At 71.7% G+C, this 20,385-nt stretch carries 18 protein-coding genes and 1 pseudogene; 5 read left to right on the forward strand and 14 right to left on the reverse strand.

All coding sequences use genetic code 11. From position 1 onward, the window contains the following. Nucleotides 1-92 precede the first annotated feature (92 nt). The 9 genes from DEJ50_RS13930 to DEJ50_RS13970 form a co-directional block, all read right to left on the reverse strand. Nucleotides 93-1,562: an aldehyde dehydrogenase family protein gene (locus tag DEJ50_RS13930; RefSeq protein WP_150208320.1), complete on the reverse strand. Its 1,470-nt coding sequence runs from the start codon at nucleotides 1,560-1,562 to the stop codon at nucleotides 93-95. Further along, entirely contained in the window at nucleotides 1,559-3,298 is a 1,740-nt protein-coding gene (locus tag DEJ50_RS13935; RefSeq protein WP_150208322.1) for an N-acyl-D-amino-acid deacylase family protein, read from the reverse strand. Before DEJ50_RS13935 ends, DEJ50_RS13930 begins: the two co-directional genes overlap by 4 nt. A gap of 211 nt (nucleotides 3,299-3,509) precedes the next feature. After that, entirely contained in the window at nucleotides 3,510-4,634 is a 1,125-nt protein-coding gene (locus tag DEJ50_RS13940) for an LLM class flavin-dependent oxidoreductase (protein ID WP_150208324.1), read from the reverse strand. A gap of 116 nt (nucleotides 4,635-4,750) precedes the next feature. Beyond that, nucleotides 4,751-5,539: an SDR family NAD(P)-dependent oxidoreductase gene (locus DEJ50_RS13945; protein ID WP_150208326.1), complete on the reverse strand. Its 789-nt coding sequence runs from the start codon at nucleotides 5,537-5,539 to the stop codon at nucleotides 4,751-4,753. A gap of 10 nt (nucleotides 5,540-5,549) precedes the next feature. Continuing rightward, nucleotides 5,550-6,497, reverse strand: coding sequence for a TIGR03619 family F420-dependent LLM class oxidoreductase (locus tag DEJ50_RS13950; protein ID WP_190344468.1), 948 nt, complete (start codon nucleotides 6,495-6,497; stop codon nucleotides 5,550-5,552). 72 nt (nucleotides 6,498-6,569) lie between these two features. Beyond that, nucleotides 6,570-9,077 (reverse strand): tetratricopeptide repeat protein, encoded by a 2,508-nt coding sequence (locus tag DEJ50_RS13955; RefSeq protein ID WP_150208328.1) that lies wholly within the window; start codon nucleotides 9,075-9,077, stop codon nucleotides 6,570-6,572. A gap of 60 nt (nucleotides 9,078-9,137) precedes the next feature. Further along, entirely contained in the window at nucleotides 9,138-9,965 is an 828-nt protein-coding gene (locus tag DEJ50_RS13960) for a hypothetical protein (protein ID WP_150208330.1), read from the reverse strand. A 42-nt stretch (nucleotides 9,966-10,007) separates the two neighbouring features. Further along, a complete protein-coding gene (locus tag DEJ50_RS13965) occupies nucleotides 10,008-11,264 on the reverse strand; it encodes a sensor histidine kinase (RefSeq protein WP_150208331.1) in 1,257 nt (418 codons plus the stop codon). Beyond that, complete coding sequence (locus tag DEJ50_RS13970) at nucleotides 11,261-11,971, reverse strand: response regulator transcription factor (protein WP_150208333.1); 711 nt, start codon at nucleotides 11,969-11,971, stop codon at nucleotides 11,261-11,263. The genes DEJ50_RS13965 and DEJ50_RS13970 overlap by 4 nt, the downstream gene beginning before the upstream one ends. Before the next feature lie 90 nt (nucleotides 11,972-12,061). Here DEJ50_RS13970 and DEJ50_RS13975 point away from each other — a divergent pair, with 90 nt between their 5' ends. The 5 genes from DEJ50_RS13975 to DEJ50_RS13995 all read left to right on the forward strand — a co-directional run bounded on the left by DEJ50_RS13975 (nucleotide 12,062) and on the right by DEJ50_RS13995 (nucleotide 16,459). After that, nucleotides 12,062-12,568, forward strand: a complete 507-nt coding sequence (locus tag DEJ50_RS13975) for a hypothetical protein (protein ID WP_150208335.1) — start codon at nucleotides 12,062-12,064, stop codon at nucleotides 12,566-12,568. Next, nucleotides 12,565-13,686, forward strand: a complete 1,122-nt coding sequence (locus DEJ50_RS13980; protein WP_150208337.1) for a peptidoglycan-binding protein — start codon at nucleotides 12,565-12,567, stop codon at nucleotides 13,684-13,686. Before DEJ50_RS13975 ends, DEJ50_RS13980 begins: the two co-directional genes overlap by 4 nt. Beyond that, on the forward strand, nucleotides 13,683-14,378 hold the full coding sequence (locus DEJ50_RS13985; RefSeq protein WP_150208339.1) for an ABC transporter ATP-binding protein: 696 nt from the start codon (nucleotides 13,683-13,685) through the stop codon (nucleotides 14,376-14,378). The genes DEJ50_RS13980 and DEJ50_RS13985 overlap by 4 nt, the downstream gene beginning before the upstream one ends. Continuing rightward, nucleotides 14,375-15,583, forward strand: a complete 1,209-nt coding sequence (locus DEJ50_RS13990) for an ABC transporter permease (protein ID WP_150208340.1) — start codon at nucleotides 14,375-14,377, stop codon at nucleotides 15,581-15,583. Before DEJ50_RS13985 ends, DEJ50_RS13990 begins: the two co-directional genes overlap by 4 nt. A gap of 156 nt (nucleotides 15,584-15,739) precedes the next feature. Next, the gene (locus DEJ50_RS13995) at nucleotides 15,740-16,459 is read left to right on the forward strand and encodes a DUF4232 domain-containing protein (protein WP_150208342.1); all 720 of its coding nucleotides are present in this window, start codon (nucleotides 15,740-15,742) and stop codon (nucleotides 16,457-16,459) included. 24 nt (nucleotides 16,460-16,483) lie between these two features. Here the strand turns inward: DEJ50_RS13995 and DEJ50_RS14000 are convergent, their stop codons facing one another. The 5 genes and pseudogenes from DEJ50_RS14000 to DEJ50_RS14015 form a co-directional block, all read right to left on the reverse strand. After that, nucleotides 16,484-17,665, reverse strand: a complete 1,182-nt coding sequence (locus DEJ50_RS14000; protein WP_223837748.1) for a methyltransferase domain-containing protein — start codon at nucleotides 17,663-17,665, stop codon at nucleotides 16,484-16,486. Further along, the gene (locus DEJ50_RS33905; protein ID WP_190344470.1) at nucleotides 17,662-17,808 is read right to left on the reverse strand and encodes a hypothetical protein; all 147 of its coding nucleotides are present in this window, start codon (nucleotides 17,806-17,808) and stop codon (nucleotides 17,662-17,664) included. Before DEJ50_RS33905 ends, DEJ50_RS14000 begins: the two co-directional genes overlap by 4 nt. Before the next feature lie 112 nt (nucleotides 17,809-17,920). Further along, nucleotides 17,921-18,761, reverse strand: a pseudogene (locus tag DEJ50_RS14005) (helix-turn-helix domain-containing protein). Further along, nucleotides 18,758-19,510, reverse strand: a complete 753-nt coding sequence (locus DEJ50_RS14010; RefSeq protein WP_150208344.1) for a DUF6879 family protein — start codon at nucleotides 19,508-19,510, stop codon at nucleotides 18,758-18,760. Before DEJ50_RS14010 ends, DEJ50_RS14005 begins: the two are co-directional and overlap by 4 nt. Before the next feature lie 205 nt (nucleotides 19,511-19,715). After that, nucleotides 19,716-20,300, reverse strand: a complete 585-nt coding sequence (locus DEJ50_RS14015; protein ID WP_223837749.1) for a hypothetical protein — start codon at nucleotides 20,298-20,300, stop codon at nucleotides 19,716-19,718. Nucleotides 20,301-20,385 lie beyond the last annotated feature (85 nt).

Here is a 20,385-nt window from a genome sequence, read left to right on the forward strand (position 1 = left end):
GCTCCCGGGTGCCCCCCTCCCGCGGGGGCCCCCGGGGGCCCGGGCCGCGTGCGGCGCTCCGTCCGGCGCTGTGTCCGGCCCCGTGTCCGGCGCTACGTCGTCCAGACGATGGACTGGATCTCGCTGTAGGCGTGCAGGGCGTACGAGCCGACGTCGCGGCCGACCCCGGACTTCTTGAACCCGCCGAACGGCGCCTCCATGTTCCGGCCGATGGTGTTCACGCCGACCCCGCCCGAGCGGAGGCGCCGGGCCACCCGGAAGGCGCGGGCAGCGTCGCCGGACCACACGTACGACAGCAGCCCGAACTCGGAGTCGTTGGCCAGGGCCACCGCCTCCTCCTCCGTGTCGAAGGGGACGACCACGACCACCGGGCCGAAGATCTCCTCCCGGACCACCCGCATCTCGTTGGTGCAGTCGACCAGCAGGGTGGGGGCCACATAGAAGCCCTTGCCGTCCGCCCGGACGGCCGGCCGGTCGCCGCCGACCGCGATCCGGGCGCCCTCCTTCTTCCCCAGCTCGATGTACGACTCCACCCGGTCCCGGTGGGCCGCCGAGATCACCGGGCCGACCACGGTCCCCGCCGCCGCCGGGTCGCCGACCTTCATAAAGGCCAGGTAGCCGGTCAGCTTCTCGACCAGGGCGTCGTGCACCGACCGGTGGACCAGAACCCGGGTCGGGGCCGTGCAGATCTGGCCGGAGTAGAAGGAGAAGGTGGTGCCGATGCCCATCATGGCGGCATCCAGGTCAGCGTCGTCGAAGACGATCGCCGCGCCCTTGCCGCCCAGCTCCATCAGCTGGCGCTTCATGCTGCGCCCGCACACCTCGGCGATGCGCTGCCCGACCGCCGTGGAGCCGGTGAAGGACACCATGTCCACGTCCGGGGAGTCGACGGCCGCCTCGCCGACGGCCACCGACTGGCCGTTGACGACGTTCACCACGCCCGCCGGAACGCCCGCCCCGGCCAGGGCCTCCGCCATCCTGAACACCGACAGCGGGTCCTGCGGGGCCGGTTTGACGACCACCGTGTTGCCCATCGCCAGCGCCGGCGCCACCTTGCCCGCCGGGTTCGCCCACGGGTTGTTGTACGAGGTGATACAGCTGACCACGCCCACCGGCTGGCGCACCTCCAGCGCGCCCAGGATGCCGGCCTTCCCCATCGGGCCGGCCTCGGTGACCTGCGGCGGCAGGGCCTTCTCCACGGGTTCCAGGGCTCCGCGCGCATACCGCCGGAACCGGGCGACCCCCACCCCGACCTGCATGCCGCGCGCGATCCCGGTGGGCGCGCCCGTCTCCGCCTGGGCGAGGGCCGTCCACGGTTCGAACTCGCGCTGCATGATGTCCGCGGCCCGGTCGAGGATCGCCGCCCGCTCCTCGGCCGGCGTGCGGGACCAGCCGTCGAAGGCCTCCCGGGCGGCCCGGGCCGCCTCCGCGACCTGTTCCGGCGAGGCTTCGGGGGCGAGGCCGACCACCGACTCGTCCGCCGGGTTGATCACCTCGTAGTGGCCGCCGGCCGGCTCCACCCATTCCCCGCCGATGTACAACTGCCGGGTTTCACCGCTCACCGGGTGCTCACCGTCCTCGTGTCCCGGCCGGACCGCAGCACGATGCCCGGGATGGCCCCGGTGACCTCGTCGTCCCGGATGGTCTCCACACCGTTGACCCGGACCGACACGATGCCGATGGCCCGGGAGTCCAGCCGCGGGCTGTCCCCGGGCAGGTCGTGGACCAGGGTGGCCGGTCCGGCCTCGATCCGTTCCGGGTCGAAGAGGACCAGGTCCGCGTGCCAGCCCTCGGCGATCCGGCCGCGCTCCCGCAGGCCGAACAGCTGCGCCGGGTCGTCGGTGAGCATCTTCACGGCCTGCTCCAGCGGGACCAGCCTGCGCCCGCGCAGGCAGTCGCCCAGGAACCGGGTGGTGTACGGGGCCCCGCACATCCGGTCCAGGTGGGCGCCCGCATCGGAGCCGCCCAGCATGACGTCCTCGTGCTGCCAGGTTTCGGCGCGCAGGGTCCAGCTGGCCGGGTCGTTGTCGGTGGGCATCGGCCACAGGACGGTCCGCAGCTCGTCGTTGGCGCAGATCTCCACCAGGCAGTGGAAGGGGTCCTGGCCGCGTTCGGCGGCGATGTCGTTCACCACACGGCCGGAGAGTCCCTCGTTCTCCTTGCTGTAGGTGTCCCCGATGACATACCGGCCGAAGTTGGCCAGCCGCCGGAACACGCCGGCCTCCTTGCTGTCCGCGCGCCGCAGCATCTCCGCCCGGACCTCCGGGTTGCGGAGCCTGGCGATCCGCTCGGGGACGGGCAGCCCGAGGACCTCGCCCCAGCCGGGGATGAGGTTGAGCGCGCAGAAGGTGCCGAGCGACATGTTCATGGGGGTGAGGATCGGCATGGTCAGGGCCACGATCCGGCCGCCGGCCTTGCGGGCGCGTTCGCTGGGGACCAGCTGGCGCGGGACCCGTTCCGGTACGGCCGCGTCGATGGTGAGGACGTTCCAGTTCAGCGGGCGGCCGGCGGCGGCGCTCATCTCGACGAAGAGGTCGATCTCGTCGTCCGAGAACTGGTCAAGGCAGCCGGCCACGATCGCTTCGAGCTGGGTGCCCTCGTGGTCGCCGACGGCCCGGGAGAGGGCCAGGAGTTCGGCGGGGGTGGCGTGCCGGGAGGCGACGGGGGCGCCCGCGCCGTCGGAGTGGGTGGCGGACTGGGTGGTGGACAGGCCCCAGGCGCCCGCGTTCATGGCGTCGTGGAGCAGCGCGAGCATCTCGTCCAGTTGCTCGGGGCTGGGCTGTCCGCCGACCGCGGCCTCGCCCATGACGTGGCGGCGCAGTGCGCAGTGGCCGACCATGAAGCCGGCGTTGACGGCGATCCGGCCTTCGAGGGCGTCGAGGTACTCGCCGAAGGTGGACCAGGACCAGTCGACGCCTTCCTCCAGCGCCTTGAGGGCCATGCCCTCGACCTTGCTCATCATGCGGCGGGTGTAGTCGGCGTCCTCGGGCCGGCCCGGGTGGAGCGGGGCGAGGGTGAAGCCGCAGTTGCCGCCGGCGACGGTGGTCACGCCGTGGTTCATGGAGGGGGTGGCGTACGGGTCCCAGAACAGCTGGGCGTCGTAGTGGGTGTGCGGGTCGATGAAGCCGGGGGTGAGGACGAGGCCGGTGGCGTCCTCGCTGGTGCGGGCCTCCTCGGTGACCGCGCCGGGCGCGGCGATGACGGCGATGCGGCCGTCGCGGATGCCGACGTCCGCGGTGCGGGCGGGGGCGCCGGTGCCGTCCACGACGGTGGCGCCCTTGATCAGGTGGTCGAGCATGACGTCCCTTCTCCTCCTTGTACGGGGCTCCGCCCGGGGTACGAGGACGGCGCTCCGCCCCCGCCGGTCCCGCGCGCGGGCCCCGGCCGGGGGCCGCCGGGCCGGCCGCGGCCTCGGAATGCCTCCGGCCGGGGCCGGTTTCGGGACGGCGGTCCGGGAAGACGCCGTCCCTGTCCTGGGGCCGGGCACCCGCAGGGGCCCGGGCCCGCCGTCAGGCGGACGCTTCGCGGAAGCGGGTGGTGCGGTGCACCGGGTCGGTGTCGATCTTCGGGATGACGTGCTCGCCGATGAGCTTGATGGTGTTCATCGTGTCCTCGTACGAGACCCCGGTCGGCAGTCCGAAGGACAGCTGGTCGGCGCCGGCCTGCTCCCAGCGCTTGCACTGGGCGAGGACCTCGGAGGGGTCTCCGCAGATCAGCAGCTCCTCGGCGATGAGCAGCTCGATGATCTCCGCGTTGTACGCGGGCAGGGTCTCGGGCCACTCCGGGATGGCCTCGGGCCGCGGGAAGGTGTCGTGGTAGCGGAACACCAGCGACTGGAAGCGGTTCATGTTCGCGTTGACGGCGATCTCGACGGCCTTGTCGTGGGTCTCGGCGCAGATCGCGGTCGAGGTGACCATGACGTTGTCGTTGACGAAGGCGCCGATGGCCTTCGCCTCCTGGATGGCGGTCTTGTACTGCTCCAGCACCCACTCCATGTCGGAGACCTTCTGGACGCTGAAGCCGAGGACGCCGAGGCCCTTCTTGGCCGCCATCGCGTACGAGGAGGGGGATCCGGCGGCGTACCACATGGCGGGGTGGGCCTTGCCGTACGGCTTGGGGAAGACCTTGCGCGGCGGCAGCGACCAGTGCTTGCCCTGGAACCCCTCGTACTCCTCCTGGAGGAACATCTTGGGGAACTCCGCGATGGTCTCCTCCCAGATCTCCTTGGTGTGGTTCATGTCCGTGATCCCGGGGAGGAATCCGAGGATCTCGTGGCTGCCCGCTCCGCGGCCGGTGCCGAACTCGAAGCGGCCCTTGGAGAGGTGGTCGAGCATGGTGACCTTCTCGGCCACCTTGACGGGGTGGTTGACCTGGGCGAGCGGGTTGAAGATGCCGGAGCCGAGGTGGATGCGCTCGGTGGCGGAGGCGAGGTACCCGAGGAACACCTCGTTCGCCGACAGGTGCGAGTACTCCTCCAGGAAGTGGTGCTCGGAGGCCCAGGCGTACTTGAAGCCGGACCTGTCGGCCTGGATGACGTACTCGGTCTCCTCCAACAGCGCCTTGTGCTCTGCCTCGGGGTCGACCTTGGACCGCGCCTCAGGCACGTATCCCTGCACAAAGAGCCCGAATTCCAAGGGGGTTCACCGTCCTTTGGTTTCTGACGCATCGTCAGATCGATAGGGCTGACTGTTCCATCCGGGGAGTGTGGCGTCAATACCTGACGTACCGTCAGAGAATGACCGGGGAACGGTCAGAGGATGCTCACGCCCGCCATCCAGCCACCGTCGATGACGAACGGCTGGCCGGTGATGTACGAGGAGTCCTCGCTGCTCAGGAAGAGGGCCAGGCGCGCCACCTCGGCCGGCAGCCCCGCCCGGCCCAGCGGCACCACCCTGCGGTACAGCTCCCCCATGGCCTCGGTGGCCTCCGCGGACGGGCCGTCCGGGTCGAGCAGGGCCGGGTTGGCCATCGGGGTGTCCACGGCACCCGGGCACATGGCGTTGACCCGGATGTTCTTCGCGGCCAGCTCCAGCGCGGCGACCCGGGTCAGACCGACGACGGCGGCCTTCGTCGCCGCATAGGCCCCGACGAAGGCCATGCCGGTCAGGCCGGTGTAGGAGGAGGTGTTGACGATGGTGCCGCCGCCGGCCGCCTCGATCTCCGGGGCCACGCTCTTGATGCCGAGGAACGAGCCCACCTGGTTGACCTGCACGATCTGCTCGAACTCGGCGAGCGGGGTGCTCACCAGCTCGTTGAACCGCAGGATTCCGGCATTGTTGACCAGCCCGTCGATCCGGCCGCCGAAGGCCTCCTTCGCGGCGGCCACCGCCGCCGCCCAGTCCTCCTCCCGGCTCACGTCCAGCCGCACATAGCGGGCGCTGTCCTCGCCTATGTCCTTGGCGACCTGCGCGCCCTGCTCGTCCAGCACATCCCCGAGCAGCACCTTCGCGCCCTCGGCGGCGAACAGCCGGGCCTCCTGCTCGCCCTGGCCGCGCGCCGCCCCGGTGATGATGACAACGCGCCCGTCCAGCTTCCCCACAACAAGCCTCCTAGTCGTTGAGATGGGGTGCGACCTCGGCCCCGAAGGCCGTGATCTGGTCACACAGCTCCGCCCGGTTGCGGCTGCGGAACCGCACCTGGATCTGGTCCACACCCAGCGCCCGGTACTCGCGGAGGGACTCGGCCAGGGCCTCGCCCTTGCCGGCGAGGGTGCGGCGGCCGGTGTCCCAGCCGGGCTCGCCGACGTACAGCGCCTCGGTGATCGCCCCGATCTCGATCGGGTCGGTGATCCCGGCGGCCTCGCGCAGCTCCCTGATCCGGGCGATCCGGCCGGGCAGCCGGTCCCGCGGATCGCCCTGCGGCAGCCAGCCGTCGCCGCGTACGGCGGCCCGGCGGACGGCGGCCGGCGAGGAACCGCCCACCCAGACCGGGATCCGCTGCTGGACCGGCCGGGGCAGCTGCCCGAGGCCCTCGAAGCGGTGGAACTCGCCCTCGAAGGCGGGGAACTCCTCCGGCCCGAGGGCCACCCGGAGGGCGTCCAGCACCTCGTCCAGCACCGCCCCGCGCCGCTCGAAGTCGACCCCGAGCACCTCGAACTCCTCCTGCACGTGCCCGGCGCCGACCCCGAGGATCAGCCGGCCGCCGGAGAGGTGGTCGAGGGTGGCGTACTGCTTGGCGCTGATCAGCGGGTGGCGCAGGGCCACGATCGCCACATGGCTGAGCAGCCTGACCCGCTCGGTGACCCCGGCGAGGAAGGAGAGGGTGGCGACCGGGTCGTACCAGACGGTGCTCATGGCCGCGGCCAGCCGGCGCGGGATCGCGACGTGGTCGCAGGACGCCAGATACCCGAAGCCGGCCCGGTCGGCGGCCCGGGCGATCGCAGCGATATCGGCGGCTCCGGCCGAGGCCTCCCAGGGCTCGGCGTAGATGGTGCTCTGGGACTGGACCGGGAGCTGCATCCCGTAGACCAGCCGGCCTTCTTCGAATACGCGCGCCATGGGCGGCCCACCTTCACCTGACGAAACGTCATACGGCTGCATGCCGGGCCCATGCTCCAAGCTGACGGCTCGTCAGACAAGGGGTTCGGCGTACTCGTCCCATCGGAGCAGCCACCGCTCGTTGTGTGCCCTTGCCTGGTTGCGCAGCGCCTTGCGCTCCTCGCCTTGTTCGCCTGCCCGGGCAAACACAACGGCTGCCTGCCCGAAGAGCTCGACGGCCTCGTCGAGGCGCCGCATCTTGAAATGAACCCATCCCAGATTGGAGAGCGCTCCTGCCTCGTTGTAGGAGTCGGCCACCTCCCGGAACACCTCGACGGCCCGCGTGTACGTCACGACCGCCTCGTCCAGGGCCTGCGTCTCCACCAAAGCCTCGCCCAAGTTGTTCAGAGCCGCTCCTTCGCCCTGCCGGTCCCCTGTCTCTGCAGCAATGGCCACGGCCAGGGCGTGGGCATCGGCGGCCTCGCGGAGGCGCTCCAGCCTGACGAGAACCAGCCCCAGATTGCTCAGGGCCTGCCCTTCGGCATGGCGATCACCCTGCTCCCGGAACACAGCGACGGCTCGCGTGTGCGCCTCGAAGGCTTCGTCGTCCCGCCCCAGTTTCGTCAATGCGTTTCCCATGTTGCCGAGTGCCCCGCCTTCGAAATGGCGGTCTTCGAGCTGCACGGCAATGGCAGCCGCTTCGCCATGGACCTCGACGGCCTCGTCGTAACGCTGCAGCGCGGTCAGAACGGTGCCCAGGTTGGTGAGGCCCAGGGCGGTACTCCTCTGATCCTCCAGCTCCCGGACCACCGCGACTGCTTGGCCGAGCGTCTCGACCGCCTCATCGAATCTGCGCATTTCCCCCAGCACCAGCCCCAGGCTGTTGAGCACCGATCCTTCGCCGTTGCGGTCGCGGAACTCGCGTACGAGCGCCAGGGCGCGCCGGTGCGCCGCCACCGACTCCTCGAACCTGCGCACCATCCGGAACGCGTTGCCGAGGTTCTGCAGGGCGACTCCCGCCGCGAGGCGGTCGTCGAGCTCGGTGGCGATGTCGAGCGCCCGTGCGTGGGCCGCGATCGAATCGTCGAACCTGCGCATCTCCCGCAGCGCGTAACCGTGGTTGTTCAGCGCATGGCCTTCGGCCTGGAGATCACCCTGGCTGCGCGCGATGGCCACTGCCGCAGCACTGACCGTGGCCATGTCTCCATAGGAGCGGGTGCGCTCAAGGTAGTCGGGGAGGCACATGGCCAGTGCGGTGCTGGTCGCCGGGCTGCCCAGGGGCGGAACCGCGGTGGTGGTCGCGATCAGGTTGGAGTGCTCGCTGCGGAGCCAGGCCATGGCGGCGGTCCAGCCCGGAAACCGGGTGGGCGGAGCGACCGACGAGGACAGGAGGTGTTCGGTGGCATCGGCGGTCGTCGTGATGTAGTGCGCGTGCAGACGGCTCTGCGCGGCGTGGCGGTCGTCGGCGACCGCGTGCTCCACGCCCCGCTCGTCCGCGTACAGCCGTACCAGGTCGTGGGCCCGCCAGCGGCCCCAGACCGCCGCCGGTTCGATCAGGTGCGCGCGGGCCAGGTCCGACAGGAGGGTTTCCGTCGTCGGGGAGTCCAGGTCGGCCAGCCGGGCCGCGGACTCCGTCGCGATGTCCGGGCCCGCGTTCAGCGGGAGCAGCCGGAACAGGCGGGCGTGGGATGCGGGCAGGTGCCGGTACGAGAGGTCGAAGGCCGCGCGGACCGCGCGGTCTTCGCGGTGGAGGCGGTCCAGGCGGGTGTGGGCCGCGCGGAGCGCCTCGGCGAGGGAGGCGAGCGGCCGGGTCGGGGTGTCGGCCAGCAGGGCCGCGGCGACCCGCAGGGCCAGCGGCAGGCCCCCGCACAGCCGGGCGATGGCCGCCGCCTCGGCCGGTTCGTCCCGCACCCGGGTGTCGGCCGCGCCCCGCGCCTGCCGGAGGGCCTGGCCGAGGAGGTCGACGGAGGCCGCCTCGTCCAGGACGTTCAGGTCGTGCAGCCGCGCCTCGATGTCCAGGGTGTGGCGGGAGGTGACGAGCGCGGCCGTGCTGCCGTCGGTCGGCAGCAGCGGGCGGACCTGGTGGGCGGCGGAGGCGTTGTCGATGACGACCAGGACGCGGCGGCCCTGCGCGGCGTACGCGGCCAGCACGCTGCGGTAGAGCCGGGACCGGTCCTGGAGGGTGGGCGGGATGTGCTCACCGGGCAGGCCCAGCGCGTGCAGCAGGCCGTCCAGTGCCCGGTCGGGGGACAGCAGGCGTTCGGCGTCGTAGCCGAACATGTCGACGAAGAGCACCCCGCCCGGGAACCAGCCGTCCTCGGCGAGGGCCCGGACCGCCGTCTGTACGGCGAGTTCGGTCTTGCCCACCCCGGCCAGTCCGGCCACCGCGGCGACCAGCACCGCCTGCTGCCGGTCCGGTCCGGGGACCAGCAGCCCGAGCAGTTCCGCAATGTGGTCGTCGCGGCCGGTGAAAGTGGCCGAGGCCGCCGGCAGTCCGGACAGCGCAGGGGTGATCTCCGGGGGCAGCTGCACCGTGATGCTCTGGCCCTGGATCACGGCGTGGAAGAACACGCCGTCGCTGATCCTGTTCGACACCGACATGGCCGTGCCCCCTCCTATCGGCGGAGGAAACACGCTACTTGGGCCGCCCCGGACGCGGGGTCAGAAGCCGGCAGGTCCCATCACGATGACCGGCTTCGCGGCCGGGTCCAGGGTCTGGAGGACCTTCTGCATGGCGGCCTTCGGGATGCCCACGCAGCCCTGGGACGGGCCGTTGTGGTCCACGTGCAGCCAGATGTTGCCGCCCTTCGCCTCGCCCTCCGGCTTGGTGGGGTCGAGCGGGGAGGCGCCGCGCTTGCGGTTGAAGTCGATGGCCACGACATAGTCGAAGGACCCGGCCAGGGATTCGCCGTTGACCCCGCGGCCGGACGGGACGAAGGAGCCGTCCCGGTCGTACGGGAGCCGGGTGCCGGGCGGGGGCGGGAGGAGGCCGCCCGCGTCGGTGAGGGAGAAGACCCCCGCCGGGGAGGACAGATCGCCGTAGCGGCGGTCCGTGGCCCAGCCCTTGGCACCGTTGCGGGCCGGCCAGCTGCCGGCCGCCGTCCAGGGGGCGGTGGTGTCCGGGCGGGTGTAGAGGGTGGCGGTGCCCTCGGAGGAGTCCTTGGCCTTGCCCGCGACCAGGATGACCTGGCGGGAGTCGGCCGGGATGCGGGCCCGGGTGGCGGCGCTGAGACCGGGGAGCTCCCGCAGGCCGGCGGCAGCGGCGGCGGCGCCCGGGTCGCGGTCGGTGGAGCGGTCGGCCCGGCCCTCGGCCGGCGCGCGGCCGTCGGACGGGACCCCCGCGTCGCCGGATGCGCGGACCGCGGCGGTGGGTACGCCGCCGTCCTGGAGGGCGTACGCCCAGCCGGCCGCGAACGTCAGCAGGCCGACGGTGGCCGCGATGGCCACCCGGCGGGGTGTGCGGGACGGAACGCGGGCGTGCTTGCTCATGCGGCCGACCGTACACAGAAGATCCAGATATTCGTTGGAAATTCAACAAGACTTGACTTCGCTCTGCGGGCGGGCGACGGGGAAGCGGATACGAACCGTGAGCCCGCCCTCCGGCGCCGGATTGGCCTCCGCCGCCAGCTCGGCTCCGTGCGCCCGCGCGATCGACGCCACGATCGACAGCCCCAACCCGGCGCCCTCACCTGGGGTGTGCTGCCGTTCGGTACGCCGCCGAAACGGCTCCAGCAGCGCCGGCACCTCCGCCGGCTCGATCTGCGCCCCCGTGTTGGAGACCGTCAACAAGCCGTCGGCGGAGGTACCGAGGGTGATCCGGCCGGCCGTCCGGTTGTGACGTATCGCATTGGAGAGGAGATTGCGGATCAGGTGGCCGAGGAGCAGCCGGTCTCCGGTCACCGGAAGCGGCGCCAGGGTCCGCTGCACCGTCAGATTCGCCACTCCGGCCGGGTCGGCCGGGTCGCAGGCGGCCAGTTCGGCCGCTGCCAGGGCCGCCAGGTCGACCTCCTCGGTACCGGCCGGGGAGAGCCCCTCCTCCGAAACGGCCAGCAGCAGAAGGGACTCGATGAGGTGCTCGCTCGCCGTGGCCGTGTCGATCAGCTTGGTACGGATCCGTGCCACCTTCTCCGGCGGCGGGTCCCCGGCCAGCCCGATCTCCGCCGCCGACCGCTGCACGGCGAGTGGGGTGCGCAGCTCGTGCGCCGCGTTCGCCGCGAACCGCCGCTGGGCCGACACCAGGTGCTCCATCCGGTCCAGCATCCCGTCGAAGGTGTCGGCCAGCCGCTTCAGTTCGCCCGGCGGGGCCTGGAGGGCGATGCGCTCGTGCAGGTTCTCCCCGGAGAGGCGGCGGGCGGTCTCGGTGATCACGCCCACCGGGCGCAGCACCCGGCCCGCCATCCACCACGCCAGGCACATCGACAGCACCGCGAACACCGCGAGGGCGACCAGCGAGACGAGCAGCAGGTCGTGCAGGGTGGCCTGTTCGGCCGCCGTCGAGAGGTTCTGGGTGATCCGGTACTGCTCCAGTTGTTCGGGGGACGGGGTCGGGCCGGGGTGGTCGGGGTCACCGGGGTCGCCGGGTTCCATCCGTTCGGCCGGGACCGGCAGCCTCATACCGGGGCGGACGGAGGTGGTGGTGAGGGCGCCGCTGATGCTGGCGTACAGGCCGTTGCGGAACAGTACGTTCACCAGCGCGACCAGGCCGCCGCCCGCGAGCAGCAGCAGCGAGCCGTAGAGCGCGGTCAGGCGGGCCCGTTCACTGCGCGGGAGCGGGAAGGCCGCCCTCATCGCGGCGCAGCAGTCGGGGCCGGGGCCTGGGCCAGGACCGGCGTCGCGGTCGGCGGGATGCGGTAGCCCGCGCCCGGCACCGTCTCGATCAGCGGCGGCTCGCCCAGCTTGGCCCGCAGCTTGCTGACGGTGACCCGGACCGCGTTCGTCCGGTAGCTGGTGTCCTGCTCCCACACCTGCTCGATCAGGTCCTCGTTGCCGACCACCGCGCCCTCCGCGCGCAGCAGCGCCTCGAGTACGGCGAACTCCTTGCGGGACAGGGCCAGCCGGCGCCCGTCCCGGGAGGCGGACCGCCCGGCGGTGTCCACCGCGAGTCCGGCCCGCTCCAGCACCGGCGGCAGCGCCGGGCGCGCCCGCCGGCCCAGGGCCAGGACGCGGGCGAGCAGCTCGTCGTAGGCGAACGGCTTGGTGAGGTAGTCGTCGGCGCCCAGGCCGAGGCCCTCCACCCGGTCCCGGACCGTGCCGGAGGCAGTGAGCATCAGCACCCGGGTGAGCAGCCGGTCCCGGACCACCTGCCGGCAGACCTCGTCACCGTGCAGCCCGGGCAGATCCCGGTCGAGGACCAGGACGTCGTACTCGCCCAGGCTCAGCCTGTGCAGGGCCTCCAGGCCGTCGCCCGCCTCGTCCACGGCCAGCGCATCGCGCCGCAGCCCCTCGGCGATCATCTCCCGGAGGAATTCCTCGTCCTCCACCACCAGAACTCGCATGCCGTCCTCTTTATCCGAAGGCGGCATTTCGGATCCGTAAGCAGTGGCTGTGAAAGAAACGAAAGGCGCTCCTGTCGCAGGGTCGGGCGCATGAAGCGATCCCTCACCATGACCACGGCCGCGGCCCTCACCGGCCTGACCCTCTTCGTCACCGCCTGCACCGGCGGCGGAGGCGAGAACAAGGGTGACAAGAAGGACAGCGCGGGCGGCAGCAGTGCCGGGCAGAACGCCGGCACCGACAGCGGCAAGGTCGCCGACGACGCCCTCAAGGTGCGCCAGTGCCTGCGCAAGCAGGGCATCGACGTCCCCGACCCGGAGCCCGGCCAGGACCCCCGCGGGCTGACCCTGGGCTCGGGCGCGGACCCGCAGAAGATGCAGAAGGCGATGGAGGCCTGCGGGATGCAGGGCCCCGGCTCCGGCAAGGGCCCCACCCAGGAGCAGAAGGACAAGGAGCTCAAGTGGGTGCAGTGCATGCGCAAGAACGGGGTGAACCTGCCCGACCCGACGTACCAGGGCAGCGCCCGCTCCGCGATCGAGATACCGAAGGGGCAGGAGAAGGCCTTCGAGGAAGCCCAGAAGAAGTGCGAGACGGCGTGAAGCGGGGCACGGGCCGCGGCGGGCGGCGCGTCCTCCTCGGGCTGGCCCTGCTGCTGGCGGCGACCGGCGGCGGGTACGTCGTACTGGAGGAGCGGGCAGCGGAAGCCCGCGGGGAGGAGCAGCGCAGCACCGGGCTGCCGCCCGACACCGCCCCGGTGCAGCGCGGGGACCTCAGCTCCGGCCTCCGCGTCGAGGGCACCCTCGGCCATGCCGGGGAACGCAGGCTGAACGCGGCCGGACCGGGCGTGCTGACCTGGATCGCCGATGCCGGCTCGGCCGTGGCGCGGGACGGCCGGCTGTACGAGGTCAACGGCCGGCCGGTGCGCCTGATGTACGGGGCCACGCCGATGTACCGGCCGCTGAAGGCCGGGGACAAGGGCGAGGACGTCAGGCAACTCAAGCGGAACCTGCTGGCCCTCGGCCACGGCACGGGCCTCGACCCGGAGGACAAGACCTTCACCGAGGGCACGGTCACGGCGGTCAAACGCTGGCAGAAGGCGCACAAGGCGAAGCAGACCGGCGAGGTCGCCAAGGAGGACATCGCCTTCGTCTCCGGCCCGCAGCGAGTACAGCGGGCGGAGGCTGCGATCGGCGACGAGGCCGCGCCCGGGAAGCCGGTGCTCACCCTCACCGGCACCGATCGGATCGTCCGGTTCCGGATGGATGCGGGGCAGGCGGACGCGGCGAAGCCCGGGGACCGGGTGTCGGTGACCCTGCCCGGGGGCGGCGCGGCCACCGGCAGGATCGACTCGGTGGGCGCCCCGCCGCCCGGTACGGACGGCCAGGGCGGCGGAACCGGCAGCGGAGGCGGGAGCGGGGACGGCGACGGGAAGGCCAAGGTCGAGGTCGTGGTCGTCTTCGACCGGCCGGCGGAGGCCAAGGGCCCGGACCGTTCCCCGGTCTCGGTCCTGCTCACCGGCGAGACCCGCACCAACGTGCTCTCCGTCCCTGTCAACGCGCTGCTCGCCCTCTCCGGCGGCGGATTCGGCGTACAGGTCGTCGAGAACGGCACGGTCCGCGAGGTCCGGGTCGAGCTCGGCATGTTCGGACAGGGGCGGGTCGAGATCACCGGCGGGGACCTGAAGGACGGCATGGAGGTCGGGGTGCCGAAGACATGAACGTCGTCGAGTTGAGCGGGGTCACCAAGGAGTATCCGGGCGGGGTCGCCGCCCTCCGCGGCATCGACCTGACCGTCGCGGCGGGCGAACTGCTCTCCATCGTCGGCCCCTCCGGCTCCGGGAAGTCCACCCTGCTGCACATCGTCGGCACCCTGGACCGGCCCACCGCCGGCCGGGTGGCCATCGCCGGCCACGACATCGCGGCCCTCTCCGACCGCTCCCTGTCCGCGCTGCGCTCCCGCCATGTCGGCTTCGTCTTCCAGTCCTTCCACCTGGTGCCCGGCATCAGCGCCCGCGCCAACGTGGCGGAAGGACTGCTCTACTCGGGCCTGCCGCGCGCCGCCCGCACCCGGCGGGCCGAGGCGGCCCTGGAGCGGGTCGGGCTCGGCGACCGGATGGACCACCGGCCGCACGAACTGTCCGGCGGTCAGAAGCAGCGGGTGGCGATCGCCCGGGCCGTGGCCGGCGAACCGGACCTGCTGCTCGCCGACGAGCCGACCGGCGCATTGGACAGCGCCTCCGGAGAGTCGGTGATGGAGCTGCTGCACGAACTCAACCGGGACGGCGCCACCATCGCCGTGATCACCCACGACCAGGAGATCGCCGCCCGCCTGCCCCGATCCGTACGGATCAGGGACGGCGAGGTCGTGTCGGACGTACGCCGCCCGGCGGGAAGGACGGCGGCGCAATGACCCGGACAACGACCCGGAAGCTGCGCCCCGCCCGGCTGGGGCCGCGCGATGTCCTGCACGTGGGCTCGGCCGGACTGCGCTCCCGGCCCCTGCGGGTGTTCCTGTCGGCGCTCGGGATCGCCATCGGCATCGCGACGATGATCGCGGTGGTCGGCATCTCCTCCTCCAGCCAGGCCAAGCTGCTGGGCGAGCTCGACCGGCTGGGCACCAACATGCTGGTGGCCACGCCCGGGCCGTCGATGTACAGCGGCCAGGACACCAAGCTGCCCAAGGAGGCGCCGGGCATGGTCTCCCGGATCGAGGGCGTCGAGTCGGTGGGCACCACCGCCGAGCTGAACCACTCGGTCCGGCGTACGGAGAACATCCCGAGGGAGGAGACCGGCGGCATCGCGGTGCTGGCCACCCGCGACGACCTGCCGGGCACCCTGCGGGCCCGGATGGCGAGCGGCAGCTGGCTGAACCCGGCGACCGGCCGCTACCCGGCCGTGGTCCTCGGCGATGTGGCGGCCCGCCGGCTCGGTATCACCGCGCCGGGCCAGCAGGTGTTCATCGGCGGCCGGTACTTCACCGTGACGGGCATCCTGGAACCGCTCCCGCTGGCACCGGAGATCGAACGCGCGGCCCTGGTGGGCTGGGAGGCGGCGATCACGCTGCTGGGCTTCGACGGCCACCCGACGGCCGTGTACGAACGCTCGGCGGACTCCAGGGTGCAGGAGGTACGCGCCCTGATCCCGCGGGCCGCCAACCCGCAGTCCCCGCACGTGGTGTCGGTGACCGACCCCTCGGCGGCGCTCCAGGCGAAGGCGGCGACCGAGGGTGCGTTCAGCACGCTGCTGCTGGGGCTGGGCGGGATCGCCCTGCTGGTCGGCGGGGTGGGCGTGGCCAACACGATGATCATCTCGGTGCTGGAGCGGAAGCACGAGATCGGGCTGCGGCGGTCGCTGGGCGCGACGAAGGGGCAGATCCGGATCCAGTTCGTGATGGAGTCCCTGCTGCTGTCCGGCCTGGGCGGCCTGGCCGGCCTCGCCCTGGGCGCCGCCGCCACCGGGGTGTACGCCCACTCCGGCGGCCTCCCGTGGGTGGTGCCGGCCTGGGCGGTGGCCGGCGGCTTCGGCGCAACGCTGTGCATCGGCACGGTGGCGGGCCTCTACCCGGCGATCCGCGCCTCCCGCCTGTCCCCCACCCTGGCCCTGGCCGCCGGCTGAGTGGGATCAGGATGCGGAAGGGCGACCTTCATGTGCTCAGTGCGTAACGGTCCGGCGGGAAGGGGATTTCGGGAGGTGCACAGGGGCAGAACCGGAGCGTCGATCAGCCGATTCGATCAGCCGATTCCAGCCAGGTGAAGGCAACGGGGGCCACCCATGAGCATCGTCATCGTCCGCAACAGATGGAAGAACTACGCCGCCGGGCTCGCGGTCGTCGCCGCACTGCTCTCGGCCACGGCCTGTCAGTCCGGCGGCACGGATGAGGGAAAGGCCCCTGGCCCCGGCCCCTCCTCCGGCGCCCCCGCACCGTCCGCTGACGCCCCGAGCACGACCGCCCCCACGACCGCCCCCACGTCTGCCCCCTCCGGCACCCCGGGCACGACCGGCACCGGACAGCCGGGCGGGAGCGGGAGCGGGAAGACCGTCGCCGCCTGCAATGACAACGACCTGTCGATCGACACCTCGGTCTGGCGGCAGGACTCGGGGCAGAACCTCCTCATCACCGCCACCAACATCACCGACAAGCCCTGCACCCTCTACCACTACCCGTACGTCGGCTTCGGTGCGGAGATGGACGGGCCCATCGGCGCGATGAAGGGCAGGCCCAAGGCGGACGCCACGATCGGCCCGAAGGGGAAGGCCTACGCGGGCGTGTTCCTCTTCCGCGGGGGCGAGAAGACGACCGCCTTCAAGTCCTTCTCCCTCGGCTACCAGGACCGTGCCCCCAACAGCAACCGGGACGTGGCCTCGCTCGACATCGCGCTGTCCAAAGAGATCGGCTCCCTCAACCACGGCCCCAACCCCCGGGTCACCTACTGGAACCTCGACCGCCGCGCGATCGAGGACATCCTGTTCAGATCGGGCGCCAACGGCTAGGACGGGTCCGAAAGCAGCGTTCGGCTACCCGACGGCGGAGACCGGGAACTCCGGGGAGTCGAGCCAGGCCCAGGTGGTGCCGTCAGGGTGAACGGTGAGACCGAACCGCTCGAAGCCGGGGCGTCCCCGGTCGCACCACCAGGCGTACGCGGCCCTCAGCTCGCCCCACAGCTCCCGGGGCCCGGACTGGTAGACCTCGAACTCCTCCGCGCCGGGAACGAAGTCCACCGACGCCCAGGAGGTGACCCTGGTGTCCCGGAGCCAGAGCGTGTAGCTCCCGTCGTCGTACTTCTCCGGGTAGGGGAACATCCCCTGTGTCTGGAGCCCGACGGCGAACATGGGCAGCCAGTCGGCCACGTCCTCCGGGGACAGGGGCGTGACCGTCCGGCGGCCGTCGGCGGGCCATGGCTTCCCGCCCAGGTACTCCTTCACATGGGTCCGGTGGACGCGATGCTGCCGGAGCCGCATGAAGGCGGAGGAGCCGACGAACGGGCCGGACGCACTCCCGTCCTCCTGAACGGTCAGCCGGACCACTGCCTCCCCGCCGTACTCCGTGGCGTACGGGGAGACGATGATCCCGCCGGGCCGGGTCTGCCGGACGATCTCCGCCGGGATCTCCCGCAGTGAGGCCGTGATCAGCACCCGGTCGTACGGGGCGCACGCCGGCCACCCCTGGGCACCGTCCCCGACGATGGCCACCGGGTTGTAGCCGGCGGAATCCAGGCGGACTCGGGCCGTGGATGCGTTCTCCGCGTCGAACTCGATGGTGGTCACGTTCTCCGACCCGACCCGTTCGGACAGCAGAGCCGCGTTCCATCCCGTCCCCGTGCCTACTTCCAGGACCTTCATCTCCGGCTGGATGTCCAGGGCCGCCAGCATGGAGAACACCATGGCGGGCTGGGAGTTGCTGCATGTCGGGACCTGTCCCCGGTCGGGCCCCGTGTGGTTCCCGTCATCCCACTGGGTAGTCAGGGAGGTGTCCGAGTAGACCGCGCGGAACCATCCCTCCGGGTCGCTACGCCGATCGATGCCCGCCACCGGTCCGCCGTCGGCCGGGCCGACTCCGGGCCAGATTACGTCCGGGACGAACGACTCCCGGAGCACCGCTCGGTAGACGGGGAGCCAGTCGAAGGTCAGGGCCCCGGTGTCCATGAGCCGGGAAGCCAACCCCTGGGGGCCGGCCTCCGTCGTGGAGCGTTCGGTCACTTGGTGCCGCTTCCCTTCGTGTCGCTGTGGCCGGAGTCCTGGCCCTCCGAGCCGCCTCCGCCGTGCCCGGCTCCCGACTGGCCGTCGTCCTGCTGGCTCCCGCCCTGGCCCGAGCCGGTGCCTCCGCCATGCTGTCCGCCCATGAACGTGCTCCTTCCCGTGATGGATGTGGTGGACGCTAGGGCCGGCCGCCCGGCTCTGTGGGGGCTGATTCGACGGGATTCTCGGGATGGTCCGCGATCTTCCGGCGGATTCTCAGGCGGTGTCGAGAGCCCGCCGGGCACGGGCGATCACGCGGTGAGCGTCCGCACCGTAAACCGCGGAGTCGGAGAGTGCCTGCCAGACTTTCCGGTACACGCCCACGCTGTCCGCGTCGTCCAGCCAGAGTTCCGCGTGCCAGTCCTCCGCGATCACCAGGCGGTCGTCGTACAGCCAGAAACCGTTGGCCGGCGGGATCTTCAGGAAGGCGCCGAACGGGACGATGCCCAAGGAGACGGTGTCCAGCCCGAGGACGCCCGCCAGGCGGTCGAGCTGGGCGGCCAGCACGGGAGGAGGGCACACGAGCGCCCGGAGCGCTGCCTCCCACATCACGATGTGGAACCTGCGCCCCGGCTCGTACAGCATCTCCTGACGCTTGACGCGGGCGCGTACTGCTTCCTCGGTGTCCCGGACGGACTGGTGGAGGTCGGCATAGCGGGTGAAGACGTGGCGGGCGTATTCGGCGGTCTGGAGTTCCCACGACCGTGGAGCCCTGCCAGACGTGGAACGTCCTCGTGCGTTCGTACTCGGCCGTCAGCGTGTCCTGGACCGGCTTGTGGCCCGCTGCGAGCTGTCTGCACCACGCGCGGGAGCGGGACTCCAGGCTCCGGAGCCGGGTGATCAGCTCTTCTGCTGCCTCCGGCCGGCCGGAGGCCTCCGCCCACGCCAACAGATCGTCCGCCGTCGCGGTCTGGCGGCCGGTCTCCGGCTTGCTGATCTTGGACTGGGTCCAGCCGAGCAGGACCGCCATCTGACGGCCGGTGAGACGCCGATCAGTGCGCAGCTCGCGGAGCCGCGCACCGAGGGCAACTCTCGCTTGTTGGAAGTCCGTGCTCACTCGGCGGACGGCACCCGTTCCGCAAATGTCTCGTACGGGACGGCGTGGTGCCACGCGGTGTCCCGGACCTGGCACGCGGGAATGACTTCCACGGGGTCCGTGACCAGTTCGACGCCGGTCATCAGGTCGTCGTCATCGAAGTGGAGTCGGGCGATGACCCGGGAGTCGAAGAGCCAGAAGTCTTCGTCGGGAAGTTGCAGGGCTACGGCTTCGGAGCGCCACAGATTGCGGATGTCTTCGCCCACCGCGCTGTTGCGACGGGCATTGTCGAGCAGGTAGCGCTGACCGGGGGTGGGCGGGTTGTCCGTGATCCGCACCCGCTCGAAGCGCTTGCCCAGGGCCGACTGTTCACGCCGGGACACGCACCAGGGGTCATTCAGGTCCCAGCCGGCGTCCTCACCCCGGATGAAACGCCGGTACGTCTCGGTCTCTTCGTCCGACCGGTAACGACGCTGGGTCTCCAAGCGCCAAGCCGTGTGCGCGAAGGTCCGGAACATCCCGGCGAACTCCTCGAAGCCGATGAGCACGGGCGTCCTCTCCACATCCCTGGGAGCGAAGTCGGCCAGGAGCACGCGCGGGACAACCACAAACCCCTCCCCATCCTTGACGTTGCGGAGCTGCGCAACGTCCTGAGGGTCGGTCACGGCCTCTCCCTGAACCAGGACCTCCCCGGTCGCCAGGTCCTCGTAAAGGGTCGGGCAACCGTCGTTGCCGGAGTTGGTACCGATGAACCGGAGTCGCCGTGCCATCGCCGTTCCCTTCCCGCCAGCGGACAAGTCCCGACCAGGATGGGACGGGCACAGCCTCCCTGTCCTGCGTGATTCGCGATGATTCTCGGGACGTGCGGCAAAGAGCCCCATGGCTCCCAGGTCATCCGCTCGAAGGGCGGGCCCGGCGGGCACGGGAGGCGCGGATGCCCCACCACTCCTCCGAATATCGGAACATCGTCGCGCTTTAGGGCGCGGTCCGCTCCCGGTCCCGTTGTTTTCGCCGGTCGCGGGTCCACGCCACCGCCCCCACCAGCACGGCCACCCCGGCCCCGTACAGGGGCAGCCACAGCGTGGTCGTGGCGGCCAGGCAGTCGGCAACGGCCTTGCTGCTCGCGGCCTGTTGTGCGTACGCCAGACCTGCGCCGTCGGGACCGGTCAGGTCCGGCACCGCCGCCCTGGTCCGGATGACCTCGTACCTGCCCAGCGCCTCGCACCCGCTCCGGGTGACCGGCATCGGGAACAGCCACGACCAGCGCTGGAGCATCGGGGCCAGGGCGATCGCCACGCACAGGCCGACGACCAGCGAGTAGGCGATCAGGCCGCGCGAGTACGGCGAGCGGATGCCGGGCGTCCAGGCCGGCCGCCCCTGGAACGCGAAGATCACCGCAAGCAGCGTCACCCCGATGAACGTGGCGAACCACTGCCAGGACCCCTGGGCGAGCGCGAAGGTCAGCACGGCGGCGAGTCCGATGCCGATCACCCCGGCCTGACCGGTGGCGTCGCCGCCACCGCCTCCGCCGGGATGCCCGCGAGGGCTGGGGTCGTCCACGGGCCTCAGCATCCCCCGCGCGCCGCTGCGGGCTCCGCCGCCATGCCGGACCACGTCCGGCACCCCGCCCGGATGGGGGCAGAAC

Origin of the sequence: Streptomyces venezuelae (assembly GCF_008642295.1) — a bacterium.
GTDB classification, from domain to species: domain Bacteria; phylum Actinomycetota; class Actinomycetes; order Streptomycetales; family Streptomycetaceae; genus Streptomyces; species Streptomyces venezuelae_C.